Annotated in this window: 15 protein-coding genes, 1 rRNA gene and 1 other annotated feature; all 16 genes read left to right on the top strand. The window is 48.7% G+C overall.

Annotation, left to right across the window (positions count from 1 at the left end):
- The first annotated feature begins 83 nt into the window (after window positions 1-83).
- Window positions 84-199, top strand: a 5S ribosomal RNA gene (gene rrf, locus B3M90_RS10595).
- A gap of 131 nt (window positions 200-330) precedes the next feature.
- A complete protein-coding gene (locus B3M90_RS10590) occupies window positions 331-786 on the top strand; it encodes a CtsR family transcriptional regulator (protein ID WP_023466578.1) in 456 nt (151 codons plus the stop codon).
- A gap of 25 nt (window positions 787-811) precedes the next feature.
- Window positions 812-1,240, top strand: a complete 429-nt coding sequence (locus tag B3M90_RS10585; RefSeq protein ID WP_290784017.1) for a hypothetical protein — start codon at window positions 812-814, stop codon at window positions 1,238-1,240.
- Entirely contained in the window at window positions 1,233-2,306 is a 1,074-nt protein-coding gene (locus tag B3M90_RS10580; protein ID WP_195866116.1) for a protein arginine kinase, read from the top strand. The genes B3M90_RS10585 and B3M90_RS10580 overlap by 8 nt, the downstream gene beginning before the upstream one ends.
- Window positions 2,306-4,753 carry an ATP-dependent protease ATP-binding subunit ClpC gene (clpC, locus tag B3M90_RS10575; RefSeq protein WP_023466588.1) on the top strand — a complete coding sequence of 816 codons (2,448 nt, stop codon included), beginning with the start codon at window positions 2,306-2,308 and terminating at the stop codon, window positions 4,751-4,753. The genes B3M90_RS10580 and clpC overlap by 1 nt, the downstream gene beginning before the upstream one ends.
- A 76-nt stretch (window positions 4,754-4,829) precedes the next feature.
- On the top strand, window positions 4,830-6,206 hold the full coding sequence (gene radA / locus B3M90_RS10570) for a DNA repair protein RadA (RefSeq protein WP_029343076.1): 1,377 nt from the start codon (window positions 4,830-4,832) through the stop codon (window positions 6,204-6,206).
- A 127-nt stretch (window positions 6,207-6,333) separates the two neighbouring features.
- Entirely contained in the window at window positions 6,334-7,419 is a 1,086-nt protein-coding gene (locus tag B3M90_RS10565) for a PIN/TRAM domain-containing protein (RefSeq protein ID WP_290784015.1), read from the top strand.
- Between the two features lie 132 nt (window positions 7,420-7,551).
- A complete protein-coding gene (gene ispD / locus B3M90_RS10560; RefSeq protein WP_290784013.1) occupies window positions 7,552-8,235 on the top strand; it encodes a 2-C-methyl-D-erythritol 4-phosphate cytidylyltransferase in 684 nt (227 codons plus the stop codon).
- A 2-nt stretch (window positions 8,236-8,237) separates the two neighbouring features.
- Window positions 8,238-8,720: a 2-C-methyl-D-erythritol 2,4-cyclodiphosphate synthase gene (gene ispF, locus B3M90_RS10555; RefSeq protein WP_029343079.1), complete on the top strand. Its 483-nt coding sequence runs from the start codon at window positions 8,238-8,240 to the stop codon at window positions 8,718-8,720.
- Window positions 8,721-8,763: 43 nt separating this feature from the next.
- On the top strand, window positions 8,764-10,212 hold the full coding sequence (gene gltX, locus B3M90_RS10550) for a glutamate--tRNA ligase (protein WP_214856807.1): 1,449 nt from the start codon (window positions 8,764-8,766) through the stop codon (window positions 10,210-10,212).
- Window positions 10,212-10,430: a binding site (T-box leader), on the top strand. It overlaps the preceding gene by 1 nt.
- 27 nt (window positions 10,431-10,457) lie before the next feature.
- Complete coding sequence (gene epsC, locus B3M90_RS10545) at window positions 10,458-11,159, top strand: serine O-acetyltransferase EpsC (RefSeq protein ID WP_155960240.1); 702 nt, start codon at window positions 10,458-10,460, stop codon at window positions 11,157-11,159.
- The gene (gene cysS / locus B3M90_RS10540) at window positions 11,113-12,510 is read left to right on the top strand and encodes a cysteine--tRNA ligase (RefSeq protein ID WP_050677146.1); all 1,398 of its coding nucleotides are present in this window, start codon (window positions 11,113-11,115) and stop codon (window positions 12,508-12,510) included. Before epsC ends, cysS begins: the two co-directional genes overlap by 47 nt.
- Window positions 12,507-12,911, top strand: coding sequence for a Mini-ribonuclease 3 (locus B3M90_RS10535; protein ID WP_023466600.1), 405 nt, complete (start codon window positions 12,507-12,509; stop codon window positions 12,909-12,911). Before cysS ends, B3M90_RS10535 begins: the two co-directional genes overlap by 4 nt.
- Window positions 12,912-12,996: 85 nt before the next feature.
- A complete protein-coding gene (rlmB, locus tag B3M90_RS10530; RefSeq protein WP_214856825.1) occupies window positions 12,997-13,761 on the top strand; it encodes a 23S rRNA (guanosine(2251)-2'-O)-methyltransferase RlmB in 765 nt (254 codons plus the stop codon).
- Window positions 13,758-14,288 (top strand): NYN domain-containing protein, encoded by a 531-nt coding sequence (locus B3M90_RS10525; protein ID WP_214856811.1) that lies wholly within the window; start codon window positions 13,758-13,760, stop codon window positions 14,286-14,288. Before rlmB ends, B3M90_RS10525 begins: the two co-directional genes overlap by 4 nt.
- A gap of 186 nt (window positions 14,289-14,474) precedes the next feature.
- A complete protein-coding gene (gene sigH, locus B3M90_RS10520; protein ID WP_035413147.1) occupies window positions 14,475-15,116 on the top strand; it encodes an RNA polymerase sporulation sigma factor SigH in 642 nt (213 codons plus the stop codon).
- Window positions 15,117-15,186: the final 70 nt, after the last annotated feature.

Below are 15,186 nucleotides of genomic sequence, written 5' to 3'. Positions count from 1 at the left end.
TTCAGTTTTGAGGGCGCGAGCCTTTCAAAAAAAAGCGAAAAAAGTCTTGACGTTATGTGAACATAATGTTAAGATAATAAATGTCTGGTGGCGATAGCCAAGTGGTCACACCCGTTCCCATGCCGAACACGGAAGTTAAGCACTTGAACGCCGAAAGTAGTTGGGGGCTTCCCCCTGTGAGGATAGGACGTTGCCAGGCATTTGACCGATCTGCAGATTGCAGGTCGGTTTTTTTGTGTTTTCTAAAAAGCCTTATCAGTTGCATTTCTTTTTTTAGATGATTACTATTAAATCAAACAATAGTCAAAGATGGTCAGAGAGGTGGTGCCAATGCAAAACATCACAGATATCATCGAAGCCTATTTAAAGCAAATTTTACACGACGAAAAGACGATTGAAATCAAACGTCAAGAAATTGCACAACGTTTTGACTGTGTTCCATCACAAATCAATTACGTCATTAATACTCGTTTTACGGTCGAAAAGGGTTATTTTGTTGAAAGTAAGCGGGGCGGCGGTGGATACATTCGGATTCAAAAAATCGTTGTGCTCGATAGTCACGATCTATTAGACGAAGTCAGTTCATGGATCGGTGATCATTTGACGGAACAAGCTGCAGAAGATTATTTGATTCGTTTGATGAACGAACAATTACTGACGCGGCGGGAAGCTATTTTGATTCAATCGCTGTTGCAAAAAGAGAGTTTGCCAATGGCGGTCGAAGATCAACACCGGATGCGTGCCCACTTGATGCGGACGCTTCTTCAAACCATGAAGCGACTCTAGTCGTCGGACATTGGAGGAATGCATGATGCGTTGTCAACGATGTGGCGAACGAGAAGCAATCGTCCGTGTCAAACTTCCACAAGAATCGGAAACCGATGAGAAGTTCTTATGCTCGGTTTGTGTGCGGGAGTTAGCACGTGAATACCAAGGGACGGCATGTCCGTCTTGCGGTATGACCCGTCAACAATTGCTTCATCTTCGTAAAGTCGGTTGCCCGACTTGTTATTCATTTTTCAAAGACGAAGTCGACGGTATGGTTCGTCAGTTCCAACACGGTCATACGCAACATTATGGCTCGCGACCTGATGAGGAAACCCTTGAAAAACGATTGAACCAGCAACTCAGTCGACTCAAAGAGCAACTTAACCGCAAAATCTTAGCAGAAGATTATGAAGAAGCAGAAATCATAAAACAACAGATTGAGAGTGTCGAGGAGGATTTGCGTCATGTTTGAAGAGTTGCTCCAACACCCTTTAAGCGAATCGATGAATCAATCTTCTCCCTTTGACGACATCGTCGTTTCGACGCGGATCCGATTGGCGCGTAATACGACACGTTATCCGTTCTCAACGATGTTGTCAGAAGCACAAGCCAATGCGCTCATTGAAGAGACCGAACGCCAACTAAACGGGATGAAAGGGTTCCGGTTTGGTCGCGTCGATCAAGCAGATGTTCTGACGCGAACCGCTTTAGTAGAAAAGCATCTGATCAGTCCAGCGTTAGCCAGTCATCCACGGACGGGACTCTTCATTAGTGAGGATGAGCAGATCAGTGTCATGGTAAACGAAGAGGATCATTTTCGAATCCAGACGTTATTACCTGGGCTCCAGCTTGAAGAAGCGTTTCGGATTGCAAAACAAGTCGATCGCTTGATCAGTGAACGATTTAAAATTGCTTTTGATGATACGCTTGGATATTTAACAACATGTCCGAGTAACGTCGGAACTGGTCTTCGTGCTTCCGTGATGTTGCACTTACCGGGATTGGTCCTGACGAATCAGATTCAAGGCTATATCAAACACTTACGACAACTCGGATTCGCGATTCGTGGGCGTTACGGCGAGGGAAGCGATGCCTCTGGTCGCATGTTCCAACTTTCGAACCAACGGACGCTTGGGGCAAGTGAGGATATGCTGATCACGGACTATCAATTTGCCGTCGAAGCATTAATTGAAGCAGAACAGGCAGCACGAAAAGGATTATTGGAGATGTATCAAGAAGAACTAGAGGATAGACTATATCGTTCCTACGGTGTCCTGACATCAGCTCGACTGATTACAGCGCGGGAAGCAACGGAACGGTTATCGGATGTTCGCTTAGCGGACAGTCTGGGACTAGAGGTCAATCTTCCTCCAAATCTTTTTCATCAACTGCTCGTTTCATTACAAACAGGTTTTTTACAAAAGCATTTCGGGAAACAATTAACATCTAGAGAACGGGACATCGAACGGGCGAAACGAATCCGGACGATGTTAACCGAACAGACAAACAGGGATCACACACAAGGAGGTTTTGCATAATGATGTTTGGACGATTCACAGAACGTGCACAACGTGTATTGGCACTTGCTCAAGAAGAAGCAGTACGGTTGGGGCACCACAATATCGGAACAGAACACATTTTACTCGGACTTGTACGTGAAGGAGACGGAATCGCTGCGAAAGCCTTAACAGCACTCGGTCTCAGTTCAGATAAAATTCAGATGGAAGTCGAAGCGTTGATCGGTCGCGGACAAGATGGTGCAACGACGATTCACTATACACCACGTGCGAAAAAAGTCATCGAATTATCAATGGATGAGGCACGTAAACTAGGTCACTCTTACGTTGGAACAGAACACCTCTTACTCGGATTGATCCGAGAAGGAGAGGGCGTTGCTGCTCGTGTCTTAAATAACTTAGGCATCAGTCTTTCAAAAGCCCGTCAGCAAGTACTCCAGTTGCTTGGGAACAGCGAAACGACAGCAAACGCGTCGCAAGCAGGTTCAGGTGTCGCAACACCAACACTTGATGGCCTTGCTCGTGATTTGACTCAACAAGCGCGTGAAACACGTCTTGATCCCGTCATTGGTCGCGCGAAAGAGATTCAACGCGTCATCGAAGTCTTGAGCCGCCGGACGAAGAATAACCCAGTCTTGATCGGGGAACCAGGGGTCGGTAAAACGGCTGTCGTCGAAGGTCTCGCTCAACAAATCATCAACAATGAAGTACCGGAGACCTTACGCAATAAACGCGTCATGGTACTCGATATGGGAACACTCGTCGCCGGCACGAAATACCGTGGTGAATTCGAAGATCGTTTGAAAAAGGTCATGGATGAGATTCGTCAAGCTGGTAACATCATTCTCTTTATCGATGAGTTGCATACATTGATTGGAGCGGGTGGAGCAGAAGGTGCGATCGATGCATCGAACATCCTTAAACCATCGCTCGCACGAGGCGAACTCCAGTGTATCGGAGCAACGACTCTTGATGAGTACCGGAAATACATCGAAAAAGATGCGGCACTCGAACGTCGTTTCCAACCGATTCAAGTCGCAGAGCCAACAACGGATGAAGCAACACAAATCCTATTTGGTCTTCGCGATCGTTATGAAGCACACCACCGTGTGACGATCACAGACGAAGCGATTCAAGAAGCCGTCACCTTGTCGGATCGATACATTTCGGATCGTTTCCTTCCGGATAAAGCGATCGATTTGATCGATGAAGCGGCATCGAAAGTTCGGTTGCGTTCATACACAGCACCACCGAACTTAAAAGAAGTTGAAGCAAAACTCGAGGGTATCCGTAAGGACAAGGATGAAGCTGTCCAAAGTCAAGAGTTCGAAAAAGCAGCAAGCCTCCGCGACACGGAACAAAAATTACGCGATGAGCTTGAGCGTTTGAAAGAGGAATGGCAGAATAAACAAGGCAACGAAAAACTTGAAGTCACAAAAGATGACATCGCACAAGTTGTTGCCAACTGGACAGGTGTACCGGTCACGAAGATCGCGGAAGAAGAGACGGATCGTCTCCTTCGCCTCGAAGAAATCCTTCACGATCGTGTCATCGGTCAAAATGAAGCCGTTAAATCGATTTCAAAAGCGATCCGTCGCGCACGTGCTGGACTGAAAGATCCAAAACGTCCGATCGGTTCGTTCATCTTCCTCGGTCCTACTGGGGTTGGTAAAACAGAACTCGCACGTGCGGTTGCCGAAGCAATGTTCGGTGATGAGGATGCAATCATCCGGATCGACATGTCAGAGTACATGGAGAAACATGCAACGAGTCGTCTCGTCGGTTCACCTCCAGGCTATGTCGGTTACGAAGAAGGCGGTCAATTAACGGAAAAAGTTCGCCGGAAACCATACTCAGTCATCTTACTTGATGAAATCGAGAAGGCGCACCCGGAAGTCTTCAACATTCTCTTGCAAGTACTTGATGATGGACGCCTAACAGACTCGAAAGGTCGGACGGTTGATTTCCGTAACACGATCATCGTCATGACATCGAACGTCGGTGCAAGTGCTCTTAAACGTAATAAATATGTCGGCTTCGCTGTTTCTGAAGATACGGATCGCGAATACAAAGACATGAAAGATAAAGTCATGGAAGAACTCAAACGGGCGTTCCGTCCAGAGTTCTTGAACCGGATTGATGAAACGATCGTCTTCCACTCACTCGAGAAACAACACATCGAAGAGATCGTGAAGTTGATGGCGAAAACCCTTGAAAAACGTTTGGCTGAACAGGAAATTCATTTCGAATTGACACCAGCTGCCCTCTCGAAGATTGCCGATATCGGATACGATCCAGAGTACGGCGCACGTCCAATCCGTCGTGCCCTTCAACGGGAAGCGGAAGACCGGTTGTCAGAAGCATTGCTCGCAGGCGATATCCAAAAAGGAGAACGTGTTGCGCTTGATGTCGAAGAGAACGAATTCATCGTTCGCCGGAATCACGTGAGTTCTGCCGCAACGGAATAAGCACTGAGCACAGGGCCAGCTTTCTCACTTTCTGAGCGAAGCTGGTTCTTTTTTTGAAACAGAAAGGATGAATCGATTGGCTAAGTTAAAAACAAAATTCGTTTGTCAAAGCTGTGGGACCGAATCACCGAAATGGATGGGACGTTGTTCAGGATGCGGGGAATGGAACACGATGGTCGAAGAAGTCGTCGAAGAAAAAAAAGGACGGCGCGGTGCCGCTTTCGTTCATACGACGACAAAACAATTAAAGCCAGAGCGCCTCGCGAATATCGTTTCGCAAGAAGAGAGTCGCGTCTTTACCGGAAGTGGTGAATTCGACCGTGTTCTCGGAGGTGGTATCGTTCCAGGTTCGATGGTGCTAGTTGGAGGAGATCCGGGGATCGGGAAGTCGACGATCTTACTGCAGACGAGCGCACGTCTTGCCCAACGTGGCGAAAAAGTGCTCTACATCTCAGGAGAAGAATCGCTCAAACAAACTAAATTGCGCGCGGAACGGCTTGGCTTACCGACTCAGGATTTGTTCGTCCTTAGTGAGACGGATATGAACATGATTGAACGTGTCGTCGATGAAGAACAGCCACGTTTTTTAATCATCGACTCGATTCAAACCGTCTACATTGATGAAATCCAGTCTGCACCCGGCAGCGTGACACAGGTACGGGAATGTACGGCGATGCTGATGAAAATTGCGAAGAGTCGCGGGATCGCGATCTTCATCGTCGGTCACGTCACGAAACAGGGTTCGATTGCTGGACCACGGTTACTTGAGCACATGGTGGATGCTGTCTTGTATTTCGAAGGCGAACGTCACCATACGTTCCGGATTCTGCGTGCTGTCAAAAACCGATTTGGTTCAACGAATGAGATCGGAATTTTTGAGATGCGGGAGTCTGGTCTTGAAGAGGTCTTGAATCCGTCAGAAATTTTCCTCGAGGAGCGGACGTCCGGTGTATCCGGTTCGACGATCGTCGCTTCCATGGAAGGGACACGGACCGTCCTCGTCGAACTGCAAGCGTTGATTTCACCGACGTCATTCGGCAATCCTAGACGGATGGCGACCGGAATCGATCAAAATAAAGTAGCGTTATTGATGGCCGTCCTTGAGAAACGATCGGGTCTTCTCCTTCAGACACAAGATGCGTACCTCAAGGCAGCCGGTGGTGTGAAGCTTGATGAACCTGCGATTGACTTAGCGGTTTGTGTTGCCATTGCCTCTAGTTTCCGTGACAAGCCGACGCGTCCGACCGATGTCGTGATTGGTGAAGTCGGGTTGACGGGAGAAGTTCGTCGTGTATCGCGGATTGAACAACGTGTAGCAGAAGCAGCTAAACTCGGTTTCACGCGGGCGATCATTCCGAAAAACAACTTGGGTGGTTGGACGTATCCGGACGGGATTACGGTCGTCGGTGTCGAGAGTGTGGATGAAGCATTACGTGAAACGATTCCGTTTTAAGCTGGAATGACGCAAAAAATGGGGGAACTGTAATGGATATGTAAACAGTTTCCCCTCCTTCCGGCGTAGGTAGTTCAAATCAGTACATGTTACAATGAACTTAAAATAAGCAAAGGAGGTGAGAAGATTGAAAATCGTCATTCGGGTATTTTTTGCATTACTCGGACTTGCCCTCGGGATCTTGTTGCTTCCTCAGTTCTTCCAATTAATTGAAACGGCAACGAATACGACATTCCCCGCGTGGTTGATGAGCGAATACGTAACTGGAACGATTGGTGCACTCATATTCTTATTAATTGGATTATTCATTACGGATTCGGTAATTCGACTTCTCCGATTTTTAGAAGAACGGCTCGTCAAAGCCCCAGTGGCAGATCTCTTTTTTGGAACATTTGGTTTGTTGATTGGGTTGGTACTGGCTTTCCTCGTCAGTACATTGATTGATTTGGTAGGTATTCCTGTCCTCAGTAACGTCTTAACGATCTTCGTGACCGCGTTATTCGGATATCTCGGCTTTACAGTCGGGTATCGTAAACGTCATGAATTGACGAAAATCTTCTTACGTAGCAACCAAAGTGAGAAAAAGACGGCACCTGAAGTCGTCGCCCCAGTTAAGTCAAACAGTAAGGTACTCGATACGAGCGTCATCATCGACGGGCGGATCACGGATATCACGAAGACCGGTTTCGTCGAAGGAAAGCTGATCGTTCCGCAATTCGTCATTGGGGAGTTGCAGTACATCGCCGATTCTTCGGACACGTTGAAACGAAACCGTGGACGTCGTGGACTCGATGTCTTAAAAGAGTTACAAGAGATTCCCGGTGTTGAGGTCGAAATTTACGATGGCGACTTCGAGGATGTACCGGAAGTAGACATCAAACTGATTAAACTCGCGGAACTCATCAAAGGGATCGTCGTCACGAACGACTATAACTTGAACAAAGTCTGTGAAGTCCGACATGTTCCTGTTCTTAACATCAATGACCTGGCGAATGCCGTCAAACAAGTCGTCATTCCAGGAGAAGAGATGACCGTTCTTGTCATCAAGGAAGGAAAAGAACAAAAACAGGGCATTGCCTATCTCGAAGATGGGACGATGGTCGTCGTCGAAGGCGGAAAACACCTCATTTCGAAAACGATTGGCGTCGTCGTCACGAGTGTCTTGCAGACGTCAGCTGGACGAATGATTTTTGCGAAACCACAAGAAAAATGAGACACTATGCCTAGAGAGACATCGAGAGGCATTCGGATAGACCCCGCAACGGATTCGATTTCATGATCGAGTCCGTTTTCGGTGTGATGGAATGGATCACGATGATCAGTGAGATAGAAAAGAGGGAATGAGATGTCTACGGCCACATATCGCGTCGTCATCCCCGCTGCCGGTGCCGGTAAGCGGATGGGCGCAGATCGTAATAAATTGATGCTTGAACTAAGAGACCGTCCAATCATCGCTTGGACACTGGATGTCTTCGAGGCAGATCCGGCATGTACGGAAATCATCCTTGCGATCAATCCACTAGAACAGGAATGGTTTACAAGTCTTATCGCGTCTTATAAGACATCGATTAGACTTGTCACGGGTGGTGCCGAACGTCAGGAAAGTGTGCTTCGTGGTCTTGAGGCGTTAGAAGGCGAAGGAATCGTTCTGATCCATGATGGTGCCCGACCGTTCATTTCACAAGCAGCGATTCAGGCGGTTGTCCAAGCAGCAGTCCAAGATCAGGCAGCGATTCTCGCGGTACCGATCAAAGATACCGTCAAACGGATCGAAGCAAATCACATCAGTGAGACCGTCCCGCGGGAACGCCTGATGGCAGCCCAGACACCACAAGCGTTTGATCTTGCGACGATTCGCACGGTTCATGAAAAAGCGGCAACGAAATACCTAGGAACCGATGATGCAAGTTTGATAGAATGGGACGGAGGAAAAGTAACGATCGTCCACGGTCACTACGAAAATATCAAGATGACGACACCGGACGATCTATGGTTCGGTGAAGCGATTCTAATGAAACGAGGGAAATGACGATGATTCGAATTGGACAAGGTTTTGATGTACATGCCTTTGCAGAGGATCGGAAATTGATTTTAGGCGGCATCGAGATTCCGCACACGAAAGGATTGCTCGGTCATTCGGATGCAGACGTCTTGTTACATACGATTGCCGACGCGGCACTTGGTGCAATCGCAGCAGGAGATATCGGAAAACATTTTCCGGACACGGATCCGGAATTCAAGGATGCCGATTCAGCAAAATTGCTGCAGCATGTCTACGCGCTCGTTAAACAACAAGGGTATGAGCTTGGCAACCTAGATGCGACAGTCATCGCACAGGCACCAAAGCTTCGTCCGTACATCGACACGATGCGTGCGCGAATCGCGGAATTACTCGAAGCGGACATTGAACAGATCAATGTCAAGGCAACGACGACGGAATGGTTAGGTTTTACGGGACGAGAAGAGGGAATCGCTTGTCAAGCAGTGATTCTACTGAAACGAATCGAAGAATAAGGTATACTAGATAAGCGAATTTTAGTCGAAGGAGTGATTGGCAATGGCAGAAGTACGAGTACGTTATGCCCCAAGTCCAACAGGACACTTGCATATCGGGAATGCCCGGACTGCATTATTTAACTATCTGTTTGCGCGCCACTTAGGCGGTAAGATGGTATTACGAATCGAGGATACGGACCAAAAGCGGAACATCGCAGGTGGTGTCGAGAGTCAAATGAAGAACCTCGAGTGGCTCGGTGTCGATTGGGACGAAGGTCCAGATCGCGGTGGCGAGTACGGTCCTTATTCACAAATGGAGCGTCTCGATATCTATCAAAAGTACACGGACGAGTTACTTGAAAAGGGACTCGCTTACCGTTGCTACATGACATCGGAAGAGCTCGAAGCAGAACGCGAAGCACAAATCGCACGTGGAGAAGCACCACGTTATTCAGGGGCACACCGTAACCTGACAGCAGAACAAGAAGAAGCGTTCCGAGCAGAAGGTCGCACGCCGTCGATTCGGATTCGTGTACCGGAAGATGTCACGTATACATGGAATGATATCGTCAAAGACGACGTCTCATTCGAATCAAAAGACTTCGGTGACTGGGTCATCGTCAAAAAAGATGGCATTCCGACGTACAACTTTGCCGTCGTCATCGACGATCACTTGATGGCGATCAGCCATGTTCTTCGTGGAGATGACCATATTTCGAACACACCGAAACAGATGATGATCTATGATGCGTTCGGTTGGGAATACCCGACGTTCGGTCACATGACATTGATCGTCAACGAATCACACAAGAAACTCTCGAAACGTGATCACTCGATCATTCAGTACATCGAGCAGTATAAAGAGCTCGGTTATCTCCCGGAAGCAATGCTCAACTTCATCACGCTTCTCGGTTGGTCACCAGTCGGCGAACAAGAGATCTTCACGAAAGAAGAGTTCATCGAAATCTTTGACGCGGATCGTCTCTCGAAGAGTCCGGCTGTCTTTGACCAAAACAAATTGGCTTGGATCAACAGCCAGTACATGAAACACCAATCGTTCGAAGAAGTATTCGAAGCCAGTCTTCCGTTCCTACAAGAAGCAGGTCGCGTCGAAGCGTCACCTTCAGAAGAAGAGCTCGCTTGGGCACGTGATCTCGTCGCGTTATACCGCGAACAGATGACGCATGGCGCGGAAATCGTCAAGCTTTCAGAGATGTTCTTTGAGGACGAAGTGGTGTATGATGAAGAGGCAAACACTGTCTTGAGTGGCGAGATGGTTCCGACTGTACTTGCAGAATTCGCGAACCAGTTACGTGCTCTCGAAGAGTGGACACCAGAAGCGATTAAAGCATCGATCAAAGCGACGCAAAAAGCGACTGGTCAAAAAGGAAAGAACTTATTCATGCCAATTCGTGTCGCGACGACAGGACAGACGCATGGTCCAGAACTCCCGAACACGATTCAATTACTAGGAAAAGACCGTGTGCTTGCACGGCTTGAAGCAGAATAACGAAAGCGTAGACGAGGAAAGTAACGATGCGTCTTCTTCTCCAGAGACAAGCTCGAATGGTGCGAGGGCTTGAAGAAGCGAATCATGAAATGCCCCTCTGAGTGCTGCCCGAAATCCGTGAGAGTAGGCGCAGACGTATCTCCGGCGTTAACGGACGTCAAGAGGGACGAGTCAATCGTCCAAACAGAGTGGGACCGCGCTTCGTTAGCGTCTCTGTGCAGCAATGCATGGAGGCGCTTTTTCTTATGGAGAGGAGAACGTATATGACACGGATGCGAGAAGATATCCGCAATGTGTTTGAGCAAGATCCAGCTGCCCGCAGCACGTTAGAAGTCATTTTGACATACCCGGGCTTACATGCGATTTGGATGCATCGCCTGGCCCATCGGCTCTGGAACGCGAAGTTTCGCTTGCTCGGTCGATTGATTTCGCAATTCAGTCGCTTTTTGACAGGCATCGAGATTCATCCAGGAGCAACGATCGGACGCCGATTCTTTATCGACCACGGGATGGGTGTCGTCATTGGTGAGACGACGATCATTGGTGATGACGTCACGTTGTTTCAAGGCGTGACACTCGGCGGAACGGGGAAAGAAACAGGAAAGCGTCATCCGACGATTGAAGACGGCGTACTTGTTTCAGCAGGTGCCCGTGTCCTTGGTGATATCACGATCGGGGCATACTCGAAAATCGGTGCCAGTTCTGTCGTCTTAAAACACGTTCCTCCAAATGCGACCGTCGTCGGCATTCCGGGACGTGTCGTCATTCAAGACGGCATGAAGGTCGAAGCACCACTTGATCATCGTTTCCCGGATCCGGTCAGCGAATGCCAAGAGCGGATTGAAATGGAACTAGAAGTATTAAAACAAGAAATTGAACGGATTAAAGGAGGGCGACGTCATGATTCAACTGTACAACAGCATGACCGGAAAAAAGGAACCATTTAAACCATTAGAAGAAGGAAAGGTCAAGATGTATGTCTGTGGCCCGACGGTATACAACTACATTCATATCGGCAACGCACGTCCAGCCATCGTCTTCGATACGGTCCGTCGCTACTTCACATATCGCGGATATGAGGTCAAATACGTCTCGAACTTCACGGACGTCGACGATAAGATCATCCGGACAGCGAACGAACTGGGAGAAGATTATCATGCGTTGACGAAACGTTTCATCGAGGCGTATCACGCGGACACGGGCGCCTTGAATGTCCAAAAAGCGGACATCCATCCACTCGTCACGGAAACGATGGACGATATCATCGCATTCATCGAAGTACTCGTTGCAAAAGGCAATGCCTACGCTTCAAGCGGAGATGTCTACTTCCGGACGCGTAGTTTCAAGGATTACGGACAATTAAGCCAACAGTCAATCGACGAGTTGCGTGCAGGTGCACGAATCGAAGTCGGAGAGAAAAAAGAAGATCCGCTTGATTTCGTGCTCTGGAAAGCAGCAAAACCAGGGGAGCCGGCATGGACGAGTCCATGGGGCGAAGGACGACCAGGCTGGCACATCGAGTGCTCGGCGATGGCGAAGAAATACCTTGGGGAGACGATTGATATCCACGCTGGCGGACAAGACTTGAAATTCCCGCACCATGAGAATGAGATCGCCCAGTCTGAGGCGTGCAACTCGCAGAAGTTCGCGAACTACTGGATGCATAACGGGTTCTTGAACATCGAAAACGAGAAGATGTCGAAGTCGCTCGGTAACTTCCTGACAGTCCATGAAGCGATCCAAGCGGTCGATCCGATGGTGTTACGGTTCTTCATGTTATCGGTTCAGTATCGTCACCCGATCAACTATAGTCGTGAACTGATCGATCAAGCAGCGAATGGTCTCGCGCGGATTCGGGAGTCGGTCGCAAACATCGAACACCGTCTTGAGATGACGGCCGATCTCGGAACAGGTGACGAGAAGTGGTTGAATCGTCTAGCGGCGATCAAGGAACACTTCATCACATCGATGGATGATGATTTCAATACAGCGAACGCTGTGACGGATTTGTTTGATCTCTCAAAAGAAGCCAACCTATACCTTGGAGAAGCGCATGTATCGAAACAGGTGCTCGAACAGTTCCTCGCACTCTTCTCGGAATTATCAGGCGTCCTAGGTGTGACGTTGACAGTTGATAAAGGCTTACTCGATGAAGAAGTCGAACAGTTGATCGAAGAGCGGAACACAGCCCGTCAAAATCGTGACTTTGCACGAGCAGATGCAATTCGCGACCAATTACGTGACCAAGGCATTCTGCTCGAAGATACAGCGCAAGGGATGCGGTGGAAGCGCGGATGAAGAACTACAAACAACTGAACGCACTCGCATTAGCGTACATGGGCGACGTCGTCTATGAGATTCGTGTGCGCGAGCGATTGCTCGAACAAGGCTACGTGAAGCCGGGCGAGTTGCATAAAGCAGCTGTCCGGTACGTTCGGGCACAAGCACAAGCGACGGTCGTGACACACTGGTTGAACACGGATGCGTTGACGGAAGAAGAGGCAGCGGTCGTCCGGCGCGGAAAGAACGCGAAATCCGGTTCTGTTCCGAAGAGCACGGACGTCCATACGTATCGCTACGCGACAGCATTTGAAGCATTGCTCGGTTATATTTATCTTTCAGAAGGAGGGGATCGCCTTGAAGAACTCATCGGACAAGCGTTCGAATTACTCGAAGCCGAAAAAACAGACGAATCCTAAGGCTACAAGCGCGAAGCCAAAAACGAAGGCACAGCGTCCAGCACCAGAGAAACGAAAAGCCGCTCCGGTCAAGGAACAGCCTGTCGTGATCGAGCCACTCGAAGAAGGACAAGATTTTTTGTCAGGTCGTAATCCGGTCCTAGAGGCATTACGGAGTGGACGAGAGATGAACAAGCTGTTCTTGCAAGAAGGACAACAAAAAGGACCACTTGCCGTCATCCATGCGATGGCGCAGGAAGCGGGCATTCAAATCCAGCTCGTCCCGCGTTCGCGGTTAACCGGTTTAGCTGGAACGGAAAATCACCAAGGTGTCGTCGCAGCGGTAGCGGCGTACGAGTACGCCGAGATGGAAGACATCTTCAAGCTGGCACGTCAAAAGGATGAAACACCGCTCTTGATCCTACTCGATGAACTGGAGGATCCACATAATCTCGGATCAATCTTGCGGACGGCAGATGCTGTCGGGGCACACGGGATCATCATTCCGAAGCGTCGATCAGTCGGATTGACGCAAGTCGTCGCAAAGGCATCAACAGGCGCGATCGAACATATTCCTGTCGTTCGCGTGACGAACCTTGCGCGGACGATGGAAGATCTAAAGAAACAAGGCATCTGGTTCGTCGGAACGGATGCGCGCGAAAGTGATGACTACCGGACGCTCGATGGGACGATGCCACTCGGAATCGTCATTGGAAGTGAAGGAAAAGGAATGAGCCGGCTTGTCCGTGAAAAATGTGATTTCCTCGTCCACCTCCCGATGGCGGGACATGTCACATCGCTCAACGCATCGGTTGCTGCTTCATTATTACTATATGAAGTCTACCGGACTAGAAAGCCGTATGCGCGATGAAATATGATCGTCTCATCGTAGATGGCTATAATATCATTGGCGCATGGCCAGAATTTCGGACGTTGCGGGAGCAAGATTTTGAATTGGCACGGGAACGGCTGATTCATGCGATGGCGGAATACCAAGCTGTCACAGGTCTCAGCGTTACGATCGTCTTCGATGCCTATCTGCAACCAGGACGTGAGTCTCGGATGCTAAAAAGCGGAATCGATATCGTCTATACACGGGAGAACGAAACGGCAGATGAATGGATTGAAAAGACAGCTGCTGATTGGTTACAGGACATCCGAGTCAAGTTGACGGTAGCGACGAACGACTACACGGAGCAATGGGTCATCTTCACGCTCGGCGCACTCCGCATATCGGCGCAAGAGCTCCGGCGAGAGTGGAAAGCGGCAGTCGCTGTCATCAAACAACAGACGACGTCTGCGAAGACGACGGCTCAACCGCGCTCGAAGATTGATTTACCAGAAGACGTCGTCGCACGTTTAGAAGCGATCCGTCGTCGAAAGAATTCAGATACATGATATGAACCATTCGTATGAGCAATCCATCGTTCTTCATTTGGAAGAATGGTGGATTTTTTTATAGAAAAGATACATGTTGGATGCAACAAAAGAGGTCATGCCAATTTTCATTGTCGTGCGACAGGTAATTATTGTATAATTAAAAACAATTGAACTATTCGTCAATGATGCTTGGAGGGATACAAGATGAGTTTGGTTTCGTTCGACCAGTTTGGGTGCATGACCGATGAAGCGCTTGTAGAACAAGCGAAAGAGTTCGACAACAGCGATGCGCTCGAATTTTTGATCGAGCGGTATCGAAATTTCGTGCGCGCCAAAGCCCGTTCTTACTTTTTGATCGGGGCAGACCGAGAAGATATCATTCAAGAAGGAATGATTGGTCTCTATAAAGCAGTACGGGATTACCGAACGGATAAGCTTGCCTCGTTTAAAGGATTTGCCGAATTATGCATCACGCGACAGATGATCACTGCGATCAAGACGGCGACACGTCAGAAACATATCCCGTTGAATTCGTACATCTCACTCGATAAACCGATCTATGACGATGAATCGGAGCGGACGTTACTCGATATCATCACGTCGACAGCACCTTCTGACCCACAAATCTTGATCGTCAACCGGGAAGAATATGCAGACATTGAATCGAAGATGGATGAAATTTTAAGCGACCTTGAACGCAAAGTCCTCGCGCTCTATCTTGACGGACGGACGTATCAGGAAATCTCTGACGACCTCGATCGTCATGTCAAATCGATCGACAATGCCTTGCAACGCGTCAAGCGCAAGCTTGAGCGTTATCTCGAAGCACGAAAGATGACGGTCTAACAGAGAGGTAGATTGACCGTAACCCCTTCCTATGCTACTGTATAACTAGCGCCTTACTAGCGAGACGCCG

It is taken from the genome of Exiguobacterium sp. UBA6309 (genome assembly GCF_002439205.1).
Taxonomy (GTDB): Bacteria; Bacillota; Bacilli; order Exiguobacteriales; family Exiguobacteriaceae; genus Exiguobacterium_A.
This window is presented reverse-complemented; position numbering and strand designations above follow the sequence as displayed.

Excerpts from the sequence above, each read along its gene's own strand:
- B3M90_RS10590 (WP_023466578.1), top strand. The coding sequence starts at position 331 with ATGCAAAACATCACAGATATCATCGAAGCCTATTTAAAGCAAATTTTA.
- B3M90_RS10585 (WP_290784017.1), top strand. The coding sequence starts at position 812 with ATGCGTTGTCAACGATGTGGCGAACGAGAAGCAATCGTCCGTGTCAAA.
- B3M90_RS10580 (WP_195866116.1), top strand. The coding sequence starts at position 1,233 with ATGTTTGAAGAGTTGCTCCAACACCCTTTAAGCGAATCGATGAATCAA.
- clpC (WP_023466588.1), top strand. The coding sequence starts at position 2,306 with ATGATGTTTGGACGATTCACAGAACGTGCACAACGTGTATTGGCACTT.
- ispD (WP_290784013.1), top strand. The coding sequence starts at position 7,552 with ATGTCTACGGCCACATATCGCGTCGTCATCCCCGCTGCCGGTGCCGGT.
- ispF (WP_029343079.1), top strand. The coding sequence starts at position 8,238 with ATGATTCGAATTGGACAAGGTTTTGATGTACATGCCTTTGCAGAGGAT.
- gltX (WP_214856807.1), top strand. The coding sequence starts at position 8,764 with ATGGCAGAAGTACGAGTACGTTATGCCCCAAGTCCAACAGGACACTTG.
- epsC (WP_155960240.1), top strand. The coding sequence starts at position 10,458 with ATGGAGAGGAGAACGTATATGACACGGATGCGAGAAGATATCCGCAAT.
- cysS (WP_050677146.1), top strand. The coding sequence starts at position 11,113 with ATGATTCAACTGTACAACAGCATGACCGGAAAAAAGGAACCATTTAAA.
- B3M90_RS10535 (WP_023466600.1), top strand. The coding sequence starts at position 12,507 with ATGAAGAACTACAAACAACTGAACGCACTCGCATTAGCGTACATGGGC.
- B3M90_RS10525 (WP_214856811.1), top strand. The coding sequence starts at position 13,758 with ATGAAATATGATCGTCTCATCGTAGATGGCTATAATATCATTGGCGCA.
- sigH (WP_035413147.1), top strand. The coding sequence starts at position 14,475 with ATGAGTTTGGTTTCGTTCGACCAGTTTGGGTGCATGACCGATGAAGCG.